The 21289-nt window shown below is 62.3% G+C and carries 19 protein-coding genes; 3 read left to right on the forward strand and 16 right to left on the reverse strand.

Features of this window, described 5'->3' with window-relative positions:
* Positions 1-34: 34 nt before the first annotated feature.
* Positions 35-637, reverse strand: a complete 603-nt coding sequence (locus tag C1D09_RS18900; RefSeq protein ID WP_143975738.1) for a hypothetical protein — start codon at positions 635-637, stop codon at positions 35-37.
* Positions 627-1847, reverse strand: coding sequence for a tyrosine-type recombinase/integrase (locus tag C1D09_RS18905; RefSeq protein WP_143975739.1), 1221 nt, complete (start codon positions 1845-1847; stop codon positions 627-629). The genes C1D09_RS18900 and C1D09_RS18905 overlap by 11 nt, the downstream gene beginning before the upstream one ends.
* A 271-nt stretch (positions 1848-2118) precedes the next feature.
* Here C1D09_RS18905 and C1D09_RS34365 point away from each other — a divergent pair, with 271 nt between their 5' ends.
* On the forward strand, positions 2119-2376 hold the full coding sequence (locus tag C1D09_RS34365) for a DUF6538 domain-containing protein (protein WP_425463424.1): 258 nt from the start codon (positions 2119-2121) through the stop codon (positions 2374-2376).
* A gap of 191 nt (positions 2377-2567) precedes the next feature.
* On the opposite strand, the gene C1D09_RS18910 is transcribed toward C1D09_RS34365, so the two are convergent.
* The 3 genes from C1D09_RS18910 to recQ all read right to left on the reverse strand — a co-directional run bounded on the left by C1D09_RS18910 (position 2568) and on the right by recQ (position 7192).
* Positions 2568-3482 (reverse strand): hypothetical protein, encoded by a 915-nt coding sequence (locus C1D09_RS18910; protein WP_143975740.1) that lies wholly within the window; start codon positions 3480-3482, stop codon positions 2568-2570.
* 1201 nt (positions 3483-4683) lie between these two features.
* Positions 4684-4947 (reverse strand): PilZ domain-containing protein, encoded by a 264-nt coding sequence (locus C1D09_RS18915; RefSeq protein WP_143975741.1) that lies wholly within the window; start codon positions 4945-4947, stop codon positions 4684-4686.
* Positions 4948-5356: 409 nt separating this feature from the next.
* A complete protein-coding gene (gene recQ, locus C1D09_RS18920; RefSeq protein ID WP_143975742.1) occupies positions 5357-7192 on the reverse strand; it encodes a DNA helicase RecQ in 1836 nt (611 codons plus the stop codon).
* Between the two features lie 254 nt (positions 7193-7446).
* Between recQ and C1D09_RS18925 the strand changes: the two genes are divergently transcribed.
* Positions 7447-8868: a coniferyl aldehyde dehydrogenase gene (locus tag C1D09_RS18925; RefSeq protein WP_143975743.1), complete on the forward strand. Its 1422-nt coding sequence runs from the start codon at positions 7447-7449 to the stop codon at positions 8866-8868.
* A gap of 235 nt (positions 8869-9103) precedes the next feature.
* Here C1D09_RS18925 and C1D09_RS18930 read toward each other — a convergent pair whose 3' ends face one another.
* From C1D09_RS18930 to uxaC, 3 genes are all read right to left on the reverse strand, one after another.
* Positions 9104-9463, reverse strand: coding sequence for a cupin domain-containing protein (locus C1D09_RS18930; RefSeq protein ID WP_143975744.1), 360 nt, complete (start codon positions 9461-9463; stop codon positions 9104-9106).
* A 112-nt stretch (positions 9464-9575) separates the two neighbouring features.
* Positions 9576-10352, reverse strand: coding sequence for a 2-dehydro-3-deoxy-D-gluconate 5-dehydrogenase KduD (gene kduD, locus C1D09_RS18935; protein WP_143975745.1), 777 nt, complete (start codon positions 10350-10352; stop codon positions 9576-9578).
* 57 nt (positions 10353-10409) lie between these two features.
* Positions 10410-11819: a glucuronate isomerase gene (gene uxaC / locus C1D09_RS18940; RefSeq protein WP_143975746.1), complete on the reverse strand. Its 1410-nt coding sequence runs from the start codon at positions 11817-11819 to the stop codon at positions 10410-10412.
* 139 nt (positions 11820-11958) lie between these two features.
* Between uxaC and C1D09_RS18945 the strand changes: the two genes are divergently transcribed.
* Positions 11959-13467 carry a mannitol dehydrogenase family protein gene (locus C1D09_RS18945; protein WP_143975747.1) on the forward strand — a complete coding sequence of 503 codons (1509 nt, stop codon included), beginning with the start codon at positions 11959-11961 and terminating at the stop codon, positions 13465-13467.
* Positions 13468-13494: 27 nt separating this feature from the next.
* On the opposite strand, the gene lepB is transcribed toward C1D09_RS18945, so the two are convergent.
* The 8 genes from lepB to C1D09_RS18985 all read right to left on the reverse strand — a co-directional run bounded on the left by lepB (position 13495) and on the right by C1D09_RS18985 (position 21243).
* Positions 13495-14220: a signal peptidase I gene (gene lepB / locus C1D09_RS18950; protein WP_143975779.1), complete on the reverse strand. Its 726-nt coding sequence runs from the start codon at positions 14218-14220 to the stop codon at positions 13495-13497.
* A gap of 335 nt (positions 14221-14555) precedes the next feature.
* On the reverse strand, positions 14556-14963 hold the full coding sequence (locus C1D09_RS18955) for a F0F1 ATP synthase subunit epsilon (RefSeq protein WP_143975748.1): 408 nt from the start codon (positions 14961-14963) through the stop codon (positions 14556-14558).
* A gap of 109 nt (positions 14964-15072) precedes the next feature.
* Entirely contained in the window at positions 15073-16653 is a 1581-nt protein-coding gene (gene atpD / locus C1D09_RS18960; RefSeq protein WP_167514674.1) for a F0F1 ATP synthase subunit beta, read from the reverse strand.
* Positions 16654-16723: 70 nt separating this feature from the next.
* On the reverse strand, positions 16724-17608 hold the full coding sequence (locus C1D09_RS18965; RefSeq protein WP_143975749.1) for a F0F1 ATP synthase subunit gamma: 885 nt from the start codon (positions 17606-17608) through the stop codon (positions 16724-16726).
* 32 nt (positions 17609-17640) lie between these two features.
* Complete coding sequence (gene atpA / locus C1D09_RS18970) at positions 17641-19170, reverse strand: F0F1 ATP synthase subunit alpha (protein ID WP_019861845.1); 1530 nt, start codon at positions 19168-19170, stop codon at positions 17641-17643.
* On the reverse strand, positions 19170-19730 hold the full coding sequence (locus C1D09_RS18975) for a F0F1 ATP synthase subunit delta (protein ID WP_143975750.1): 561 nt from the start codon (positions 19728-19730) through the stop codon (positions 19170-19172). The genes atpA and C1D09_RS18975 overlap by 1 nt, the downstream gene beginning before the upstream one ends.
* A 246-nt stretch (positions 19731-19976) precedes the next feature.
* Positions 19977-20372: an AGROH133_08824 family phage infection protein gene (locus C1D09_RS18980; protein WP_143975751.1), complete on the reverse strand. Its 396-nt coding sequence runs from the start codon at positions 20370-20372 to the stop codon at positions 19977-19979.
* Between the two features lie 175 nt (positions 20373-20547).
* On the reverse strand, positions 20548-21243 hold the full coding sequence (locus tag C1D09_RS18985) for an aspartate/glutamate racemase family protein (protein ID WP_143975752.1): 696 nt from the start codon (positions 21241-21243) through the stop codon (positions 20548-20550).
* Between the last annotated feature and the right edge of the window lie 46 nt (positions 21244-21289).

The raw sequence follows: 21289 nt of genomic DNA on the forward strand, positions 1-21289 counted from the left end.
AAATGCGCGCGAAAGATAATTTGAGCGCATAATCTTACAGGTCACCACTGTGCGCACTCAGGAGGTAGACAGCAAAAGAGCGTCGGTTTTGGTAGCTAGCTGCTTGCCGCCATCGATTGATGGTCTTCCGGGAAACACCTGTGAGCTTGGCGAGAGAATATTCTGTCGCCGCCGAGCCAGTTGCCGCTATTGCCTTAGCATCGGCCTGAACAACAGCGTCCCAACGTGCCCAATCATCGACGCTCGGCCATCTGAATTTCTCGCAGACGTCTGGCGGCGGCTTGCCTTCCACCCCATCGAGACATTCGAAAATGAGCCGCATCAATGATGCCGGCGGCGCCTTCCCCTCACCCACGCACGCCATCAATAGCGCGAAGGCCTGCCAATTGACTGAGGCACGCCCATCACTTGTTTGGTTGGCCTTTAGACGACGCAATTCCGAGAGAAGTTGCTCCGAAACCAAGTCGACACCGCGCGACGGTGCTCCATCGGAAGTGTCCCGACCACCTGAAATATCGATCCCAGCGGCAAGGTCCGCTTCGATCTCGGCAGAGTGGAGCGCTTGTCGGAACTCAGCAGGCACCCGTCCAGGGCCGAACACCTGCAGGAGCGATGGAAGCTGATCGTTAGCGCTCATGACCCCTCCGCATAGGCGTCACGTTAGCGCCGCCCTTGGCGGTCGAAACATAGGCCGCCCAAGCGTCCATCATTTTCTTACGCTTCGCGATCGCCGAGCCGCGGCGGTAAGCGTTCTCGACCTCGTCGCCAACTTTATGGGCCAGCGCCATCTCGGCGACGTCGCGCGGAAAGTTCGTCGCATCGCCGGCCCAATCGCGGAAACTGGACCTGAATCCGTGGACAGTGAGGCCGCCCTTCTTCATTCGGCGTAGGACGGCAGTCATTGCCATGTTGGACAGCGGCCGCTTTGGGGCGACACCGGGGAAGACGTAGTTCGACAGCCGCTTGGCCTGCAGTCCCTTCAGGACCCCTAGAACGCGATCCGAGAGCGGGACAACATGTTCCCGAGCCATCTTCATTCGCGAGGCTGGAATCGTCCACAGAGCTTTGCCCAGGTCGAATTCGGACCATTCCGCGTTCAGCACTTCGCCCGATCGGGTGGCGGTCAGGATGCAGAGTTCGAGCGCCCTGGCGCCGAAGCCGTCGACACCGACGAGATCGACCATGAAGGCCGGGACGTCGGCATAGGGCATGGCCGCGTGATGGCCCTTGGCGAGCTTCTGGCGAGCCGGGAGAATATGATCGAGGTGACCTTTCCACCGGGCCGGATTCTCGCCCGAGCGCAGCCCTACGGCCTTGGCATAGTCGAGCACCTTCTCAATGCGGCCTCTCAGCCTGGAGGCGGTTTCCTGCTTCTCTGTCCATAACGGCCGAAGCGTTCGAACAATGTCGTCCGTGCTGACGTCGCCGACAGGGATCTTGCGCAGCGGCTGCGCGTACTCGGTCAACGTCATCTTCCATTGGGCTGCGTGCTTGTCATTGCGGAAGGTGTTTTCTTTCGAGATCAGCAGCTCGTCGGCGCACTCGCCAAAAGTCCTGAGCTTCACCGTCCGGCGACGGTGAGCCATTTCCTTTCGAGGATCGCCGCCGTTCTTGACGATCTCGCGCGCCTCGTCGGCGCGGCGCCTGGCATCAGCTAAGCTGATCTTGCCCGACTCATTGCCGTAAGAGCCGAGCCCGATCTCGCGGCGCATGCCTTGGCGAATGTAGATGAAGACCCAACTGCGCGTGCCAGCCTTGTTGACATAGAGCCACAGGCCATCGCCGTCGCCATGCCGACCGGCAGACAGACCCTTGATCTGCGTATCACGAAGTTTATGCCGCGCCATTTTTTCCTAACGGCTTTCCTAAGCATGGAGCTTGTCAGCAAAGTCATTAACGTGCAATATGTTCACGGGAATACGCTTCGGGATTAGGAAAATCAAGCGCCTGCCTGACGGTAAAGTCAGCAATTTCAATGCACTGGCGGTCTCCCTCTCCGCCATCGCTTTCCAATAACTATGTGATTTACAACGATTTTTCGTATAGGCAGTTCTCTTTTGGTACAAAGAGGCTATACGAAAGGTTACGATTCAGGGCTTCACGGCCCGCTATCTCTATATCCGGGGCGATGGCAATTATGTCTATCGCCGGATCATCCCTCCCGACTATCGAATTCTGGCCAACGGGAAGCGAGAATTCAAGGAATCGCTCAGGACTAAGAAGCACACGGATGCGATCACCCGATATGGTGAGACGCACGGCAAATACGAAGCCATCTTCGATCAGCTCAAGACACGCATCGCTCTCACTGATCAGCCGAGACTAAAGAGCCTTCGAAAGGAAAGACATTCCCTTCTACAAATTCAGTTTCCCTAACTGCCTACTACCAGGGACACCTCTATCTCGTGGCTATGCAAGTTCAGCGAGGACTAAGGGCCGCTTATGATTCCAGATCACCAGTTCGGAACGGCCCGGTCTCTGTCCGTCTGTGAGACGTTACGCTTGCGGTACCCGATCAGCCGAGTGCTGGAGGGCGAATACTCCCGGCGCTGACATCTAGGTTGTCGCTACTCGATCCCAGCACTGCGTTTGCAGTAGGCTGCTAAGAAATTCCGCGCGACTATATCTGCTCGGCAGAACTGTTCGACGGTAGGGCCATTGGCCAACCACTCTTTGTATGCCTCCGGTTTGTCCCTGCCAGGGTGACTGAGATTGCTTGAACGAAACCGATATAGATCTACGGCCTGATCCTTCAAATTATCGGGCACTCGTAGCACAGAGGCAACCGTGGCGATCGAAGGCAGCATGTTGATGAGCCCGATTCTTCGGAGTTCTGTTGATGCTTCACGAATCGCTTCTGGCTTGTTCGCCCGCTTTGAGAGCGTCTCGGCGAACTCCGCAGCGAATTCCCGCTCCTCAAGACGAATACTGTCCCCGCGTTCCCGGCGTATCGAGGTCATCACGCCAGTGACTATCGCTTCAACGCAGAGGACGTAATGCTGAAGGATCGAACGCTGTAGCGGTTTCGCGCCAGCGGTATTTTGCAGTTGCCATGCCGTCAGCAGATGGACGTATGCGTTTTCGGCTACCGAATCATTCTCGGTGATCGAGAAAAGTGCCCTGACCTCGGTCAAATCACTTTCGAACAAGGCATCCGGCTCATAGAACATCGCGATCCTAGCAGGCTGCGACCAAGCGGTAAGTTCTTGTTGCTCGCCCGCGCGCCGAAGCCTGCGGAGTTCAGCATGATAACGCCTACCAGGGATCGAGAGACTCAGTGACAGAAGCAGTCTGTCAGCGATGCGCTGTGCAATGTCGGACGCTTCATCGGCGTTCGCCGCCTCGACGTCGATCTGAAGGCGGTGACGGCTTTGCACCTCATCCCGTGGAGGGTAGGCAATGACTTGGGAATCGAGCGACGCATCCATCTTGATGACGGGCACCCGTTTCTTTTTCGCGTCCTGAAAATCGATCTCAGACAACGGTACAAGGAAAATGCGATTCGTAAATCTAAGCTCACTAGGAGGCAGCTTGGGCCCTGTTACGAGCCACCACGTTTGCCATTGTTCTATGTCCTTTAATGGTTGATGTTTCAACGCTGCCCCGTCAGTGTAGTTCGTTAGTTACAGTGTTGGATTTTTGAAACGCCATATCGCCATCTGGCGTTACCCGCTACGATGACGACCATGTCCTGACCATTAACCCACAACTCAATGCCGAAGATTACCCACGTCTCGCCTCTGCCATCCTTATTTCCACTTCCTCGCAGACGTCATCGTGACGGGTTCGAGCAAATTTGGATCCTTACGGTAAAAGCTAAAAATATCGTCCCGGTACTAGGCATTAATATTCACTTGACCCTGTGGTGGCCCCCCTTAACCCGACGCTTCTTGCATCCAAGACAATCGGGAACGATGGCCAGCCCGAGGCACCTCGACTCATTGATCGCCAACGATTGACGGTGACGCTGCCCGCCTCCCATTACCAGGCGGGCCTCTACTCCGCTGCTTGCACAGTGTCTGCCAAGGCCTTTCGAACTTCTTCGGGTAGCAATCCCAGCTTGTCAAAGAAGCTTCGATTTCTCATTTCCGCGTCTCTGAACACCTTCGCATAACTGAGCACCCGAATAGCCGCCCGGTGCGGGGTCGAAAACCCATAATACCCCATCCCATCAGGCGTAGGCGTCTGAGCAATGCTTCGTTCGAACTTTTTGCGCGCTGTCTCGGTCATGTCGCATGCCGGAGAGATTTGTCCGCGTTGAATTCAACCAAGATACTGATGACCCCACGCTTGGTGAATGCAGCTCGACCGAAGCGCTCTTCAGCAGCTTGAGTTGCGTTACTTACCGCCTCGTAGATTGATTAAAGCAACGCGGTTTTTCCGTCCGGCAATCGCATATTGCCGATGCGGCCCAAGACATCAAATTTCATGTTCTCCTCCGTTTTCAACAATGGGCCACATCCCACCAGCGTGAGTCAAATAGGCCGCAACATATCGGAGATAGCTAATGGAAGTTCGTTGCCGCTAGCTAACTTCACTGCTCTTCATTTCAGCGTCTGACGGACGCAGGATGGAGAACGGTGAGGATCGGCGAGATGACCGGCATCAGGCAAAGATGCCATCGCGCACTGCGCGAGTGCTCGCGGCGTGATAATTCGGCCAGTTGCTTGATGGCGTGCTGTTTCAATGGATCTGTACGCCAAGCCGCTCGTTCTTCCTCCATCGCACCACGGCACGATATTCGACACCATCGGCGGGAACGTGCAGGACGAACCGCTCGGGAACAACCACGCCCGGCTCCACCCGCAGCTCCGCACCATGAGCGTGTTGATTTCTGACGGAGCAAGCGATTGTCATATTCTCGGTGATAATGGTTCCATCCTTTAGAACGACCGACCGGGGAAGTGAGCGTCGTTCAATTGGCGGATCATCGGGCTTGCCGCTCATCTCATCCTCCCGAAACCTTGTGTCGATAAACGCATAGACCGACCGAGACAATCGCAGGTAAATTAGCATACACTAAAATGGTTCCGAAACGTTTATTGCCACGCAAGGTCGAGCGGTTGCGGCGACGGTATCAGGTCCAGGCCCGGCAACGGCACGGCGGCGACCTTCCTCAAGGATACGGTCTTGCTCGGCATCGAGATGCCGCCGCCCGACAGGCAAAAAGAGCCCGCCCGGAATGGGGACCAAGGCGGGCCAAAGGTGGCTAGGGATCATCCCAGCTTAGGTCAACGAGCGGCGGAAGGGTTGGTTGCTTTGCTCAACTCGTCAAAGCACCACGCCGGTTTGTGCGGCGGCCGATAATTCCAGTCGCGGTCGCGCTCCGCTGGTTTGCCGGATGTCGTGTGGGTTTTCAGACCGACCCGTCGGACCCGTGTCCGGCAATCGCCTTGACAAAAATCTCCCCGAATTCCTTGAGCTTCGCCCCTCCCACGCCATTGACCTCGGCGAAGGCATCGAGGTCGCGCGGACGGCGTTCGGCCATGTCGATCAGCGTGCGGTCGGAGAACACCACATAGGCCGGCACCTGGCGCTCCTTGGCCAGGCGCAGCCGCAGGGATTTGAGCGTGGCCAGCAGCGAGGCATCGACGCCTTCGGCGTTGCCACCCTCCGCGGTCCGCATCTTGCGCAAGGCGCGGCCGCGGATCTCGACACGGTAATGGAACGGGATCTCGCCACGGCCGAGCGCATGGCCTTTCTCGGCGATGGCGAGGCCGCCATGGCCGCTCGGATCCGGCTCGAGGAACCCGCCGGCGACGAGCTGCCGGACCAGCGATAGCCAGAGATCCTTCTTGTGCGCGGCGCCGCTGCCGAAGCTGGCGAGCTCCTGATGACCGCGGGCCAGGATCTTCTCGGTCTCATGGCCGAGCAGGATATCGATGACATGGGCGGCGCCGAAGCGCTCGCCGCTCTGCGCGACCGCGGCCAGGATGATGCGCGCTTCCGCGCCGCCATCCGCGCGCGGCACCTGCTCGAGGCAGTTGTCGCAATTGCCGCAGGGCTCTGCTTCCTCTCCGAAATAGCCGAGCAACACCTGACGGCGGCACTGCGCCGTCTCGCAATATCCGATCAGCGTGTCGAGCCGGCGATGAGCGCGCTTCTTGTGCTCGACCGAAGCATCCTCGTCGTCGATGAACAGCCGGCGCATGCGGATGTCGCCGAGGCCGTACAGCATGTGCGCCTCGGCCTTGCGCCCGTCACGGCCGGCACGGCCGATCTCCTGATAATAGGCCTCCAGGCTGCCCGGCATGTCGGTATGGAAGACATAGGCGACATCGGGCTTGTCGATGCCCATGCCGAAGGCGATGGTCGCCACCATGACGACGCCGGACAGGGTCATGAAGGCGTTTTGGTTGGCCTCGCGCGCCTCCTTGCTCATGCCGGCGTGGTACGCGAGCGCGGTGACTCCGTTCTTCTCGAGGAAGGCCGCCGTCTCCTCCGTCTTCTTGCGCGACAGGCAGTAGACGATGCCGCTCTTGCCCGGATGACGCTCGATGAAGCGCAGCAATTGCCGCTTGCCGTCCTGCTTGGATTCGATGGCGAGCTTGATGTTGGGCCGGTCGAAACCCAGCACCAGCGTTTCGACCCGCTCGGCGAACAGCCGCGCTTCGATATCGCTGCGCGTGCTCTCGTCCGCCGTCGCCGTCACCGCGATGATCGGCACGTTGGGGAAGATGTGACGCAGGCGCGACAAATCCTCATACTCAGGCCGGAACGCCGGCCCCCATTGCGAGATGCAATGCGCCTCGTCGATGGCGATCAGGCTGATTTCGAGCCTGGAAAGCGCCTCGAGCATGCGCTCGGTCATCAGCCGTTCCGGCGCCAGATAGAGCAACCGCGTCTGGCCTGATGCCACGCGGCGCCAGGCGGCGACATTGGCCTCCCGGTCGAGCGAGGAATTGATCGTATCGGCGCCAACGCCGGCAAGCCGCAAGGCCGCGACCTGATCCTGCATCAGCGCCACCAGCGGCGACACGACAAGGGCGAGCCCGCCCATGACCAGTGCCGGCACCTGGTAGCAGAGCGATTTGCCCGCACCCGTCGGCATGACGGCCAGCACATGGCGCCCGCCGAGCAGCGCGTCCATGACATCGGCCTGGCCAGGGCGGAAATCGTCGAAGCCGAACACGTCCTTCAGGACGCGCCGCTTGGGATCCTCCGCCCGAATGCTGGCTGCCAGTGCCGACATCAGGCGGACACCGGACGGGAAGCGATTTTTCGGGGATGGGAGAGGATGTGGGAATCGATCAAGATGCTCTCCGCGTGATGCTTCGGAGTAGCGCAGCTGCCCTCGGAACACAACCGGAACAGTCATCCATGTCGACGGCGCACGACTGGCCGTGATTGGCGAAGGCTCACCTTCCCCTGCGACACCCGCACCCCTGCTGGATTCCTTCACGTGCCAGGATGTAAGCTCGGCCAGGCAAGCCAAGGGAGGGCGCGATGCTGCAGGTGAGAGAGGATGTCCTCGGCGAACGGTTCAAGCTACAGCGCGCCGCCTTCGAGCAGCAGCCCTTTCCGGATCCAGGCGTTCGGAAAGACCGCCTGCAGCGCTTGCTGGCGCTGACCGAGCGGCATGAGATGGACATTTGCGCCGCGATCGACGCGGACTTTGGCGGCCGCTCGGCGCATGAGACGCGGCTCGCCGAACTGTTTGTCGTGCGTGCCGGCATCCGCCACACGCTGTCTCATCTGAAGGGCTGGATGCGCGAGCGTCGTGTCGCCACCACCTTGCCGTTCCTGCCGGGCCGCAATCGCCTCATACCGCAGCCGCTGGGCGTGGTCGGCATCGTCTCGCCGTGGAATTACCCTTTCCAGCTTGCCGTCGCGCCGGTCACGGCAGCGCTCGCCGCCGGCAACCGTGTTCTGGTCAAGCCGTCCGAACTGACGCCGGCCTTCTCGGCGCTGCTCGCCAAGCTGGCCGGCGAACATTTTTCGCCCGACGAATTGAGCGTCATCACCGGCGATGCCGAGATGGGCAAGGCCTTCGTGTCGATGCCGTTCGATCATCTGCTGTTCACCGGCTCGACCGCGGTCGGCCGCCAGGTCGCGATCGCCGCTGCCGCCAATCTGACCCCGGTCACGCTGGAACTCGGCGGCAAGTCGCCGGCGATCTTCGATCCTTCCTGCGATCTCGATGCGGCAACAGCCAGCATCGCCTACGGCAAGCTGCTCAATGCCGGGCAGACTTGCATCGCGCCGGACTATCTGCTGGTGCCCAAGGGGCAGGCAGCCGCGGTCGTCACCAAACTCGCTGCCGCGGCGGCGCGGCTCTACCCGACGCTGCGCGACAACCCCGACTACACCGCAATCATCAGCGACCGGCATTTTCAGCGCCTGCGCGCCATGATCGCGGAAGCCCGCGATGCCGGTGCCAATGTCGTCGAAATCAACCCGGCCGGCGAGGAATTCAGCGCCACGAGCCGCAAGCTCTTGCCGACCCTGGTCACCAATGCCGGCCCGGATTTGCGGCTGATGCGCGAGGAGATTTTCGGCCCGGTGCTGCCGATCGTCGAATATGCCACCGTCGACGAGGCGATCAGCCATGTGAACCAGGCCGAGCGGCCGCTGGCGCTCTACTGGTTCGGCAACGACAGCGGCAACCGCCGGCGCATCCTGCGCGAGACCGTCGCCGGCGGCGTCACCATCAACGACTGCATGCTGCATCTGGTGCAGGAGAACCAGCCTTTCGGCGGCGTCGGCGCCAGCGGCATCGGCGCCTATCACGGCGAATGGGGGTTCCGCACCTTCAGCAAGGAGAAGCCGGTTTTCCTGCAGTCGCGCCTGAGCGCCGGCGCCCTGCTGCGCCCGCCCTACGGCAAGACGTTCGAGCGGATTTTCAGCCTGCTCCGGCACATCACCTGACCACAGGCAGCCGTCGGTTGTACGGCGCATTAAGCTTATCTTCACCACGATGCGGCAGGCTTCACATCCTGCGGTCATGTCTTGAGTACCGCGGCGCCACAAGCGCCCAGGCAACAACCCGCGCCTCTTTCGGGGCGCGGGTTATGCGCCCGCACTCGATCTCCCTATTTTTTGGCCAGGCGAAATCCTCGGCTAAGGCAGGATGCCGAAGAGTGCGAAGCGGTTTGGGACGACATCATGCGCTATCCGTTTGATTTGAAGCAAGAAAATCGGCACGGTGCGGCGTAAAGCCGTCGACCAGCCGTCCCGCTTCCAGCGCCTTGACGCCATGCACCAGACCCGACGGCACGATGAAGCTGCCGCCGGCCTCGAGAATTTCCGTGCGCCCGTCGATGGTCACCTCGAAACGGCCCTCGGCGACGTAGCTCGACTGGACATGCGGGTGCGAATGCAGGGCGCCGACGCCGCCCTTGTCGAAGCCGAATTCGACCAGCATCAGTTCGTCGGTATGCAGGAGAACACGACGCCTGTTGCCATCCGGCGTCGGCATCCAGGTCCCCTCATCGGCATGCGCGAAGATCTTGGGCTCCGTCATTGTCATCTCCTTGGAGCAATTCCAGGAAAAGCGTGAAACGGTTTTCCGTCCGGAATTGCGTGAAAACAAAGAGGTAGCGCAGTTCGGCGTTTCGGCGAAACGATGAACCGCGCTACCACGCCAACCAGCCGCCATCCACCGGAACCGCAGCGCCATGCATATAGTCGGAAGCCCGTGCCAGCAGGAATACGGCGGCATCGCCAATGTCCGATGGCTCGCCCCAGCGCCCCGCTGGAATGCGCCCGAGAATGGCGGCGCTGCGATCGGGGTCGGCGCGCAGCGCCAGCGTGTTGTTGGTCTCGACATAGCCCGGCGCGATGGCATTGACATTGATGCCCTTGGAAGCCCATTCGCAGGCGAGCAGCCGGGTGATGCCGAGAACGCCATGTTTCGACGCGGTGTAGGAGGCAACCCGGATGCCGCCCTGGAAACTCAGCACCGAAGCAATGTTGACGATCTTGCCCCGGCGACCGTCGGCAAGCGCGCGCCTTGCGAAGGATTGGCAGAGCAAGAAGACCGTCTTCAGATTGACGTCCATGACGTCGTCCCAGTCGGTTTCGGTCAGATCGACGGCATCGGCGCGCCGGATGATGCCGGCATTGTTGACCAGCCCGTCGAGCGGCCCGCTTTCGTCCCAGACCCGGTCCAGCATCGGTCCGGCGGCCGCCGTGTCGGCAAGGTCGGCGCTCACCGCTTCGAACCTGGCACCGATGGCCGCGACCTTGCTCGCCGTATCGTCCATCGACGAGCGGCCGACCCCGACCACAGTGCCGCCCGCGCGCGCGATCGAGAGGACAATGCCTTGTCCGATGCCGGTGTTGGCTCCGGTGACCAGGATGCGCTTGCCGGCCAGGCTGAAGGCGGAGAGATCGATGCCGGTACTGTTCATGTCAGCCTGTCACGCGTTTCCGACGGCCAGCGTCGTTGGGAGTTGGAACCGACGCCATCAAAGCCGGTACGCCTTCTTGGCCAGCGTGTAGGCCAATTCGCGAGCCAGCTCATGCGCCTCCTCCTCGCGCAGCCGGTGCTCGGCGACGAGGCGCGCCAGGAAGGCGCAGTCGACTCGCCGCGCCACGTCGTGGCGGGCCGGGATCGAGGGAAAGGCACGGGTGTCGTCGTTGAAGCCGACGGTGTTGTAGAAGCCGGCCGTCTCCGTCGTCATCTCGCGAAACCGGCGCATGCCTTCCGGACTGTCATGGAACCACCAGGCGGGGCCAAGCTTCAGCGCCGGGTAAACACCGGCCAGTGGCGCCAGTTCCCGCGCGTAACTGCTCTCGTCGAGTGTGAAGAGGATCACCGTCAGGTTACGCTCCAGCCCGACGCAATCGAGCAGCGGCTTCAGCGCCGTCACATAGTCGGTCCGCATCGGGATATCGAAGCCCTTGTCGCGGCCGAACCTCTGGAAAATGGAGGGCGAATGATTGCGCCAGGAGCCGGGATGGATCTGCAACACCAGCCCGTCATCCCGGCTCATCTTGGCCATCTCGGTCAGCATCTGGGCGCGGAACAGTTTGCGCTCGCGCTCATCCTCCGAGCCGCGGCGGATGCGGTTGAACAGCTCCTGCGCCGCCGCGTCGGAGAGATTGGCGGTCTCCGCCGTCGGATGGCCGTGATCCGAAGACGTCGCGCCATAGTCCTTGAAGAACGCGCGCCGCTGGCGATGCGCGTCGAGATAACCGGCCCAACTGCCCGTGTCGCAGCCGGTGATCTCGCCGAGCCGGTCGAGATTGGCCGAAAAACCCTCGAAATCGGGATCCACGACCGAGTCCGGCCGATAGGCGGTGACGACACGGCCCTCCCAGCCGCTGTCGCGGATCATCTTGTGCCATTTGAGATCGTCGAGCGCGCCGTCGGTCGTGGCGATGGCTTCGATGTTGAAGCGCTCGAACAAGGCGCGCGGACGGAAATTCTCCCACTGCAGCACCGTCGCGATCGTCTCGTAATGGCGGTCGGCGGTCGTTGCATCCAGCGGCTCTTCGATGCCGAACAGATGCGCCAGCACATGGTCGAACCACAGCCGGGTCGGCGTACCGCGAAACAGGTAATAGTGCTCGGCGAAGCGCCGCCAGATCGTCCTGCCGTCGGTCTCCACCGTGGCGCCGTCAAGCGTCGCCACGCCGAGATCCTCCAGCCGCACGCCCTGGCTGAACAGCATGCGGAAGATGTAGTGGTCGGGCACGATGAGCAGTTGCGCCGGATCCGGGAACGGCTCGTTTTGTGCATACCATCGCGGATCGGTATGGCCGTGCGGGCTGACGATGGGCAGGTCCTTGATGCCGGCATAGAGTTCGCGGGCAAGCGAGCGCGAATGCGCTTCGGACGGAAACAGCAGGTCCGGATCGGTCAGCGCTACCATGGGGAAAGCGGCTCCTCCAGTCTGGATAGCGGTACGTTCGGGCCAAAGGGATGTCAATGTGCGTTGGCAAAGCGGCATCCTTGCGGCAGGCGCGAACAGGTGTTACCCCGCCTGTGATCCACAGCCCCCCAGCCCCGGTATGCTGATGACCAGAAGCCATCTGTCCGACGCCACGCTCCAGAAGCTGCCCGCCGGGACCAAGATCCCTGCATACGACCGCGGCCACATTGCTCCAGGCATCGTGCATCTGGGAGTCGGCGCCTTCCATCGCGCGCATCAGGCCGCCTATGTCGACGAGTGCCTGGCGGCGGGCGATATGGAGTGGGGCATAACAGGCGTCTCCTTGCGCAGCCCTGATACGCGCGATGCGCTGTCGCCGCAGGACGGGCTCTACACGCTGGCGATCCGCAGCAGTGGCGAGGAGGAGTTGCGCGTCATCGGCTCGATCCAGTCGATGCTGGTTGCGCCGGAAGATCCGGGCGCGGTGCTGGCCGCGCTGACCGATCCGCACACCCGCATCGTCACGCTGACCATCACCGAGAAGGCCTATCTCAGGGCCGCGGGGGGCGGGTTGGACGTCGCCCATCCCGACATCACCCACGACCTGGCCAATCCGCAGCTGCCGAAGACGGCGCACGGTTTCCTAGCCGAGGCGCTTGCCAGGAGGCTGGCCGCCGGCACCCCGCCCTTTACCGTGCTGTGCTGCGACAACCTGCCGGCCAACGGCGCCACACTGCATCGGCTGCTGACCGAATTCGCCGAGCTGCGCGATGCCAGGTCTGCCACGGCAGGCGATACCATGATCGCCGACCATATCGCGAATGCGGTCGCCTTTCCGTCGAGCATGGTCGATCGCATCGTGCCGGCAACCACCGACGCCGACCGGGCACGCATCGCTGGCGAACTCGGTGTCGACGATGCCTGGCCGGTGATGACCGAGCCCTTTCGCCAATGGGTGGTCGAGGACAATTTTCCGGCGGGCAGGCCGGACTGGGAAAAGTTCGGCGTCACCATGGTCGGCGACGTCGGCCCCTTCGAGGACATGAAGCTCAGGCTCCTCAACGGCGCGCATTCGGGCGTCGCCTATCTCGGTCTGCTCAGCGGCCACGCCACGGTCGACCGCGCTTTCGCCGATCCGGCGATCCGGAAGTTCGTCGACGGGCTGTGGGCCGAGGCCATCCCGACATTGCCGGAAGGTGCCGGGCTCGACACATCGACCTACACGGCCGAGCTAGCCGAGCGTTTTTCAAACACCGCGCTCGCCCACCGCACGGCGCAGATCGCCAATGATGGCAGCCAGAAACTGCCGCAGCGCATCATCGCCTCAGCCCTCGAATGCCTCGAAGCCGGCACCGAGTTCGTGCATCTCACGCTAGTGGTGGCGGCCTGGATCGCCGCCTGCGCCGCGCGCGGAAAAACCTTGCCCGAAGGCCATTTCACCGATCCGCTCGATGCGGCCTTGACGGCGCTTTTGGACCAGCAATTGCCAGCGAACGAAACCGTGACGGCGGTGTTCGACCTGGCCGGCTTCGCCGGGGACCACGCCGAGCGTCAGACCCTGATCGAGATCACGGCGGTGCATCTGGTCCACCTGCGGCGCGACGGCCCGACGCTGGCCTTCGCAGCGCTTGGTATAGAAGGCGAGTAGTCGAGTCAGGCCCGGTGCGGTTCGGGCCTATTTGCTGACCGACCCATCCAGCGTCTGCCTCGAGGAGTAGTCCGTGCCTTGCGAATTCCAGAATAATCGCGCGGCCTTGCCGACGAGATTTTCGTAGGGAACGAAGCCGACCGTGAACCGACTGTCGGAGGCATTGTCCCTGTTGTCTCCCAGCACGAAATAGTGGCCTTCGGGCACTTCGAACACGCGCGTGTTGTCGCCAATCGAGTTGTCAGCCAGGTCGAGAACGAAATGGCTGACGCCCCCCGGCAGGGTCTCCCTTTGAAGCTTGGCTGGCCTCTCCTCGTACAAGAACGTGCCGGCATCTTCGAGACCGACGGCCACATCGTTGATGTGAAGCACGCCGTTGACCATCTGAATCCTGTCGCCGGGAAGGCCGGCAATTCGCTGGATGTAGTCCACCCTAGGGTCTTGCGGGAATTTGAACACCACGACATCCGCACCGTATATGCGTCCTTCTATCGGCAACAGACCGAACGGAACGCTGTAACGGCTGTAGCCGTAGACGAATTTGGAGACGAAGAGATGGTCACCCACCTGCAATGTCGGCACCATGCTGCCGGACGGAATCGAAAAAGGCTGGAACAAAAACGAGCGGATCACCACCGCGGGCACGGTTGAGGAGAGCAGCACGAATACCAGTACCCAGAACCCATGAGCGTACCATTTGGCCGGCTTGAACCGGGACGCGAACGGCACGACGAGCGCCACCCAGATGATCATCAAGCCGATACTTGAAAGGTTGGCCAGCCGCGCAAGATCGACGCCCGGCAACACCGGAAAGCCGATGTAGATAATCGCGAAACTGAGGATGCTGATCACCACCAGGCTCGCGAGCGCCGGCCTGCCGGCGCCGATCCACAGAAATCCACCGACTGGCCCGCCAAAGGCTGACACCAGGGCGGCCGACCACCGCGATCGCGAAACTGTCTGTCGCTGGCTTGTTTGCTGTGTCATCGGCCCCCCAGCCAACTGTCCAACAAACAAAAAAGCGAGGCAAGGCCCCGCTTTCAATGTCTTGTCCGAGAGATGGATCGACCTGTCGCCTCAGGCGGATTTCAGGCCGGCAGAATCGCGCCTTCCAGCGTGGTCAGCTGGCTGAGGAACTGCTCGGCCTTGCTGCGCGCCTGGTCGTCCTTGGCGTCGGCTGCATCTTCCTTGGCTTCCTGGATGCGGCGGGCGAGATCGGCGCGGTCGACATCCTTGACCGCCACAGCCGATTCGGCCAGCAGCGTGCAGCCGGCCGGAACGATGTCTGCGAAGCCGCCGAACACGACATAGCGCTCTTCGCTACCTGAGGCGGCCTTCACCGTGACGACACCCGGCTTGATGGTGGTCATGACCGGCGCGTGATGCGCCATAACGGTCATCTCGCCCTCGGCGCCCGGAATGACGACGGATTCGACCTCGGCGGAAACCAGCAGGCGCTCCGGCGAGACCAGTTCGAATTTGAAAGCTTCAGCCATGTCAATCTAGCGAGTAGGGAATAGTGACTGGGAAGTAGGGAGAGAGGGCACGGCCCCGATCACCCGGCTGCTGTTCACTACTGACTACTAACTACTCCTATTCCCTTGATTAAGCTGCTTCAGCCGCCAGGCGCTGTGCCTTCTCGACCGCTTCCTCGATGCCGCCGACCATGTAGAAGGCGGCTTCCGGCAGGTGATCGTAGTCGCCGTTGCAGAGGCCCTTGAAGCCCTTGATGGTGTCGGCGAGGTCGACCAGCTTGCCCGGCGCGCCGGTGAACACTTCGGCGACGAAGAAGGGCTGCGACAGGAAGCGCTCGATCTTGCGGGCGCGGGCCACGGTCTGCTTGTCCTCTTCCGACAGCTCGTCCATGCCCAGGATGGCGATGATGTCCTGCAGCGACTTGTAGCGCTGGAGGATCGACTGCACCTGGCGGGCGACCGCATAGTGCTCTTCGCCGACAACCATCGGGTCGAGCATGCGCGAGGTCGAGTCCAGCGGATCGACCGCCGGATAGATGCCCTTCTCGGCAATGGCGCGGTTCAGCGTCGTCGTCGCGTCAAGGTGGGCGAACGAGGTCGCCGGCGCCGGATCGGTCAAGTCGTCGGCGGGCACGTAGATGGCCTGCACCGAGGTGATCGAGCCCTTGGTGGTGGTGGTGATGCGTTCCTGCAGCGCGCCCATGTCGGTGGCGAGCGTCGGCTGATAGCCCACGGCCGACGGGATACGGCCGAGCAGAGCCGACACTTCCGAACCCGCCTGCGTGAAGCGGAAGATGTTGTCGACGAAGAACAGCACGTCCTGGCCCTGGTCGCGGAAATATTCAGCGACCGTCAGGCCGGTCAGGCCGACGCGGGCGCGCGCGCCCGGCGGCTCGTTCATCTGGCCGTACACGAGGGCCGCCTTGGAGCCTTCGCCGCCGCCCTTCTTGTTGACGCCGGACTCGATGAACTCGTGATAGAGATCGTTGCCCTCGCGGGTGCGCTCGCCGACGCCGGCGAACACCGAATAGCCGCCATGCGCCTTGGCGATGTTGTTGATCAGTTCCTGGATCAGCACGGTCTTGCCAACGCCGGCGCCGCCGAACAGGCCGATCTTGCCGCCCTTGGCGTAAGGTGCCAGCAGGTCGAGCACCTTGATGCCGGTGATCAGGATCTGAGCTTCCGTCGACTGCTCGACATAGGTCGGAGCCGGCTGGTGGATGGAGCGCATTTCGATCGCGTCGACCGGACCCTCTTCGTCGACCGGCTCGCCGATGACGTTGATGATGCGGCCGAGCATGCCCGGACCGACCGGCACGGTGATCGGCGCACCGCTGTCACGCACTTCCTGGCCGCGCACCAGGCCTTCGGTCGAGTCCATGGCGATGCAGCGAACGGTGTTTTCACCCAGATGCTGGGCAACTTCGAGCACCAGGCGATTGCCGACATTGGTGGTCTCGAGCGCGTTCAGGATCGCCGGGAGATGATCGCCGAACTGCACGTCGACGACGGCGCCGATGACCTGGCGGACCTTGCCGACAACGCCGGTTGCCTTGGCGGCCACGGCCGGTGTCTTGGCCGCCGCGGCCTTGGCCGGCGCTGCCGCCGCCTTTGCCGGAGCTGCCTTCGCGGCGGCTGCCGGAGCCTTGGCCGCCTTCGCAGGGGCTGCGGCCTTCGGGGCCGCCGTCTTGGGGGTCGCTGCTTTCGCCATCGTCTTTACCCTTTTTCGTCCTTTGTTTCTCACGCGGTCCAGTCGCGGGCCGATGGCCCGCGAACCGCGCCTAGAGCGCTTCGGCGCCCGAAATGATTTCGATCAGTTCCTTGGTGATCTGCGCCTGCCGCTGACGGTTGTAGGTGATCGACAGCTTGTTGATCATCTCGCCGGCGTTGCGCGTCGCATTGTCCATGGCGCTCATCTTGGCGCCCATTTCGCCGGCCGCGTTTTCGAGCAGCGCCCGGAAAACCTGCACGGAAATGTTGCGCGGGATGAGGTCGGAGAGGATTTCGCCCGGCTCCGGCTCGTACTCGTAGACGGCATTGCCGCCATCCACCGCCTCGGCGGGAGCCGAAGCGACGCCCGCCGGGATGATCTGCTGCGCCGTCGGGACCTGGCTGATCACCGATTTGAACTGCGAGTAGAACAGCGTGCAGATGTCGAAGGCGCCCTCGTTGAAGAGGTGGATGACCTTCTTGGCGATCGCGTCGGCATTGACGAAGCCGAGCGTCTTGACCTCACGCAGGTCGACGCGGTCGAGGATCAGCGAGGCATAGTCGCGGCGCAGGATATCGAAACCCTTTTTGCCGACGCAGATGATCTTGACCTGCTTGCCATCGGCCAGAAGCCGCCGGATGTGATCGCGGGCAAGGCGGGCGATCTGCGAATTGAAGCCGCCGCACAGGCCGCGCTCGGCGGTGCAGACGACGAGCAGATGCACATTGTCCTTGCCGGTGCCGGTCATCAGCGCCGGGGCGTCGCCGCCGCCGCCGATTGCCTGGGTGATGTTGGCCAGCACGGAACCCATGCGCTCCGAATAGGGGCGCGCCGCTTCCGCTGCCTCTTGCGCACGGCGCAGCTTCGCCGCGGCGACCATCTGCATCGCCTTGGTGATCTTCTGCGTCGCCTTGACCGAGGCGATACGGTTACGAAGGTCTTTTAATGAAGGCATGCTTCAAACCTGATCCCGTCTTGTCGCTTCGCTCAGGCGAAGGTCTTGGCGAAAGCGTCGATCTCTGCCTTCAGCTTGGCGCGCAGATCGTCCGACAGCGCCTTTTCCTTGCGGATGGCGTCGAGAACGTCCTTGCCCGCCGCACGCATGTGGCTGAGCAGGCCATGCTCGAACTTGCCGACCTGGTTGACCGGCAGCTTGTCGAGATAGCCGTTGACGCCGGCGAAGATCACCGCGACCTGCTCTTCCGTCTTCAGCGGCGAGAATTGCGGCTGCTTCAGGAGTTCGGTCAGGCGCGATCCGCGGTTGAGCAGGCGCTGGGTGGCGGCGTCGAGATCCGAGCCGAACTGCGCGAAGGCCGCCATTTCGCGGTACTGCGCGAGCTCGCCCTTGATCGAGCCGGCAACCTGCTTCATCGCCTTGATCTGCGCCGAGGAACCGACCCGCGACACCGACAGGCCGACGTTGACGGCCGGACGGATGCCCTGGAAGAACAGGTTGGTTTCGAGGAAGATCTGGCCGTCGGTGATCGAGATCACGTTGGTCGGGATGTAGGCCGACACGTCGTTGGCCTGGGTTTCGATGACCGGCAGAGCCGTCAGCGAGCCATTGCCCAGATCGTCATTGAGCTTGGCGGCGCGCTCGAGCAGGCGCGAATGCAGATAGAAGACGTCGCCCGGGTAGGCTTCGCGGCCCGGCGGGCGGCGCAGCAGCAGCGACATCTGGCGATAGGCGACGGCCTGCTTCGACAGATCGTCGTAGCTGATCAGCGCATGCATGCCGTTGTCGCGGAAATATTCGCCCATGGTGCAGCCGGCGAACGGCGCCAGGAACTGCATCGGCGCCGGATCGGAAGCGGTGGCGGCGACGATGATCGAATATTCGAGCGCGCCGCGCTCTTCCAGCACCTTGACGAACTGCGCGACGGTCGAGCGCTTCTGGCCGACGGCGACGTAGACGCAGTAGAGCTTTTCCTTCTCGGGGCCGTTGTCGTGCACCGACTTCTGGTTGAGCATCGTGTCGAGGATGATGGCGGTCTTGCCGGTCTGACGGTCACCGATGACCAGTTCGCGCTGGCCGCGGCCGACCGGGATCAGCGCGTCGATGGCCTTGAGGCCGGTCGACATCGGCTCATGCACCGACTTGCGCGGGATGATGCCGGGCGCCTTGACGTCGACGCGCTTGCGTTCGGTCGCCTTGATCGGGCCCTTTCCGTCGATCGGGTTGCCGAGCGCGTCGACGACGCGGCCGAGCAGGCCCGGACCGACCGGAACGTCGACGATGGCGCCGGTCCGCTTGACGGTGTCGCCTTCCTTGATGTCACGGTCGGCGCCGAAGATGACGACGCCGACATTGTCGGCTTCGAGGTTGAGCGCCATGCCGCGGATGCCGCCGGGGAATTCGACCATTTCGCCGGCCTGGACATTGTCGAGGCCGTAGACGCGGGCGATACCGTCACCGACGGACAGCACCTGTCCAACTTCGGAGACCTCGGCCTCCTTGCCGAAATTCTTGATCTGGTCTTTCAGAATAGCGGAAATTTCCGCGGCGCGGATGTCCATCAGCCGACCTCTTTCAGTGCAAGCTTGAGCGAATTGAGTTTGGTTTTGAGCGACGTATCGATCTGGCGCGAGCCCATCTTGACCACCAGCCCGCCGAGCAGCGATGGATCGACGGTGACGGAGATGGCCACGTCCTTGCCGGCGACGCTTTTCAGCGCAGCCTTGAGTTCGGTCTGCTGGGCAGCCGTCAGTTCGTGCGCCGACGTCACTTCAGCAGCGGTCTCGCCACGATGCTCGGCGGCGATCTGGCGGAACGCCTTGATCATGCCGGGCACGGCGAACAGGCGGCGGTTGCGGGCGACGACGCGCAGGAAATTACCGGTGAGGCCGGTGATCCCTGCCTTGTCGGCGATCGCCGCGATGGCCTTGGCCTGCTCCTCGCTGGAGAACACCGGGCTGTTGATGAGCCGGGTCAGGTCGGGACTGCCCGCGAGCATCGCCTCGAAACTGTTGAGGTCGGACTCGACCTTGGCCACGGAATTTGCCTGCAGGGCGAGTTCGAACAACGAACCCGCGTAGCGTTCTGCGACACCTGAGATTGGCGATGACGATTGAGCCACGGACCGTCTTTTCTCTTGTCTGACAGGCCGCAGATTGTTGGCGCGAGCAAAAACTCTGGCTAAATCTTTGACCTTACTGCATTTTTTCAAGCACGGAGGCGCGGCTTCCGCTATCCCCGGCCGAAAGTCGATTGCCGTCTAGCACAGGCATTTTAAGACCGCAATGCGTCGTTCCGCATGCTTTTCAGGCACTATTGTCGCATCCGGCGAAAGACTCGCGCCTTATGCGCCGGAATAGCCTTGGATTCAGGGCACAAAGCCGAAGGCAAAGGCGAGCGGCAACGCCGCCAGGACCAATTCCACCACAATGGAAACCCAATTGAAAGGTGTGTTGGCGCCATCCGACATCATCGACAGCAGCCGGCCGAAGGCCGTGAACAGCCAGGAGAAGCCGAGCGCCATGTAAACCAATGGCTGCGCCAAGAGGATGCAGCACAGGCCGACGCCGAGATAGAAGCCCGACATCCTGCCGCGCCCCTCGGCGATCGCCGCCGCTTTGTCCGGCCTCGCCTGCAGGCGCAGGATGCGGAAGGCCTGCCCGGGCGCCAGGAAAAACACAAGCCCGAGCAGCACGGTGACGACGGCGCTCGACCAAGCCAGCCATTCGCCCTGGCTCGTCGGCCATGGAAGCGCAAAATCCATACTGTCCCCTCGGAATGCCTGCTTTGAAATCGCGGGCATTCTAGCCGAGGAAAAGCGCCGCGCCAGATGGCATCAGGCACTTTCAAAGCAATGCCAGGAAAAGTGTGAAACGGTTTTCCCGGGAAAAACGCGTGGCGTTTTCCCTGGGAATTGCGTCAGGAAGAATGAGAGCGCGTCAACCGAGCGCGAATTCCACCGCCGCCTCGGCGTGGATGCGTGTCGTGTCGAAAACCGGAATGTCGAAATCATCCTGTCCGATCAGCATGGTGATCTCGGTGCAGCCCATGATGATGCTGTCGGCGGCCTCTTCGCGGCGCAGACGTTCGGCCTCTTCCATATAAGCGGCCTTCGAGGCTTCGCTGACGATGCCCTGGCAGAGCTCGTCATAGATGACGCGATGCACCATGTCGCGCCCGGCCGCATTGGGCACGACAGGCGACAGGCCGTATTTGTCGGCGAGCCGGCCCTTGTAGAAATCCTGCTCCATGGTGAAGCGCGTCGGCAGCAGTGCCGGGCGCAGCATGCCGGTACGCTTGACCGCCGAGGCCGTGGCGTCGGCGATATGGATCAAGGGGATCGACACCGACGCCTGCACCTGGTCGGCCAGCCTGTGCATGGTGTTGGTGCACAGAACCAGGCCTTCCGCGCCGCCCGCCTCCAGCTTGCGCGCGGCTTCGATCAGAAGCACGCCGGCGCCGTCCCAATCGCCATGATGCTGCCGCTCGGCAATCTCGGCGAAATCGAAAGACCACAAAAGCAGTTTCGCCGAATGCAACCCGCCGAGGCGCTCGCGCACGATTTCGTTGAGCAGGCGATAGTAGATGGCGGTCGATTCCCAACTCATGCCACCGAGCAGGCCAAGGGTTTTCATGTGATCTTCCATTTTCTCGCTGGCCAGCAGCCTATCGCCGATATGG

It is taken from the genome of Mesorhizobium intechi (assembly GCF_002879535.1).
Taxonomy (GTDB): Bacteria; Pseudomonadota; Alphaproteobacteria; order Rhizobiales; family Rhizobiaceae; genus Mesorhizobium; species Mesorhizobium intechi.

What these genes read in the sequence shown, in the direction of transcription:
- C1D09_RS18900 (WP_143975738.1), bottom strand. Translation starts at nt 637, where the DNA reads ATGAGCGCTAACGATCAGCTTCCATCGCTCCTGCAGGTGTTCGGCCCT.
- C1D09_RS18905 (WP_143975739.1), bottom strand. Translation starts at nt 1,847, where the DNA reads ATGGCGCGGCATAAACTTCGTGATACGCAGATCAAGGGTCTGTCTGCC.
- C1D09_RS18915 (WP_143975741.1), bottom strand. Translation starts at nt 4,947, where the DNA reads ATGAGCGGCAAGCCCGATGATCCGCCAATTGAACGACGCTCACTTCCC.
- recQ (WP_143975742.1), bottom strand. Translation starts at nt 7,192, where the DNA reads ATGTCGGCACTGGCAGCCAGCATTCGGGCGGAGGATCCCAAGCGGCGC.
- C1D09_RS18925 (WP_143975743.1), top strand. Translation starts at nt 7,447, where the DNA reads ATGCTGCAGGTGAGAGAGGATGTCCTCGGCGAACGGTTCAAGCTACAG.
- C1D09_RS18930 (WP_143975744.1), bottom strand. Translation starts at nt 9,463, where the DNA reads ATGACGGAGCCCAAGATCTTCGCGCATGCCGATGAGGGGACCTGGATG.
- kduD (WP_143975745.1), bottom strand. Translation starts at nt 10,352, where the DNA reads ATGAACAGTACCGGCATCGATCTCTCCGCCTTCAGCCTGGCCGGCAAG.
- uxaC (WP_143975746.1), bottom strand. Translation starts at nt 11,819, where the DNA reads ATGGTAGCGCTGACCGATCCGGACCTGCTGTTTCCGTCCGAAGCGCAT.
- C1D09_RS18945 (WP_143975747.1), top strand. Translation starts at nt 11,959, where the DNA reads ATGCTGATGACCAGAAGCCATCTGTCCGACGCCACGCTCCAGAAGCTG.
- lepB (WP_143975779.1), bottom strand. Translation starts at nt 14,220, where the DNA reads ATGATCATCTGGGTGGCGCTCGTCGTGCCGTTCGCGTCCCGGTTCAAG.
- C1D09_RS18955 (WP_143975748.1), bottom strand. Translation starts at nt 14,963, where the DNA reads ATGGCTGAAGCTTTCAAATTCGAACTGGTCTCGCCGGAGCGCCTGCTG.
- atpD (WP_167514674.1), bottom strand. Translation starts at nt 16,653, where the DNA reads ATGGCGAAAGCAGCGACCCCCAAGACGGCGGCCCCGAAGGCCGCAGCC.
- C1D09_RS18965 (WP_143975749.1), bottom strand. Translation starts at nt 17,608, where the DNA reads ATGCCTTCATTAAAAGACCTTCGTAACCGTATCGCCTCGGTCAAGGCG.
- atpA (WP_019861845.1), bottom strand. Translation starts at nt 19,170, where the DNA reads ATGGACATCCGCGCCGCGGAAATTTCCGCTATTCTGAAAGACCAGATC.
- C1D09_RS18980 (WP_143975751.1), bottom strand. Translation starts at nt 20,372, where the DNA reads ATGGATTTTGCGCTTCCATGGCCGACGAGCCAGGGCGAATGGCTGGCT.
- C1D09_RS18985 (WP_143975752.1), bottom strand. Translation starts at nt 21,243, where the DNA reads ATGAAAACCCTTGGCCTGCTCGGTGGCATGAGTTGGGAATCGACCGCC.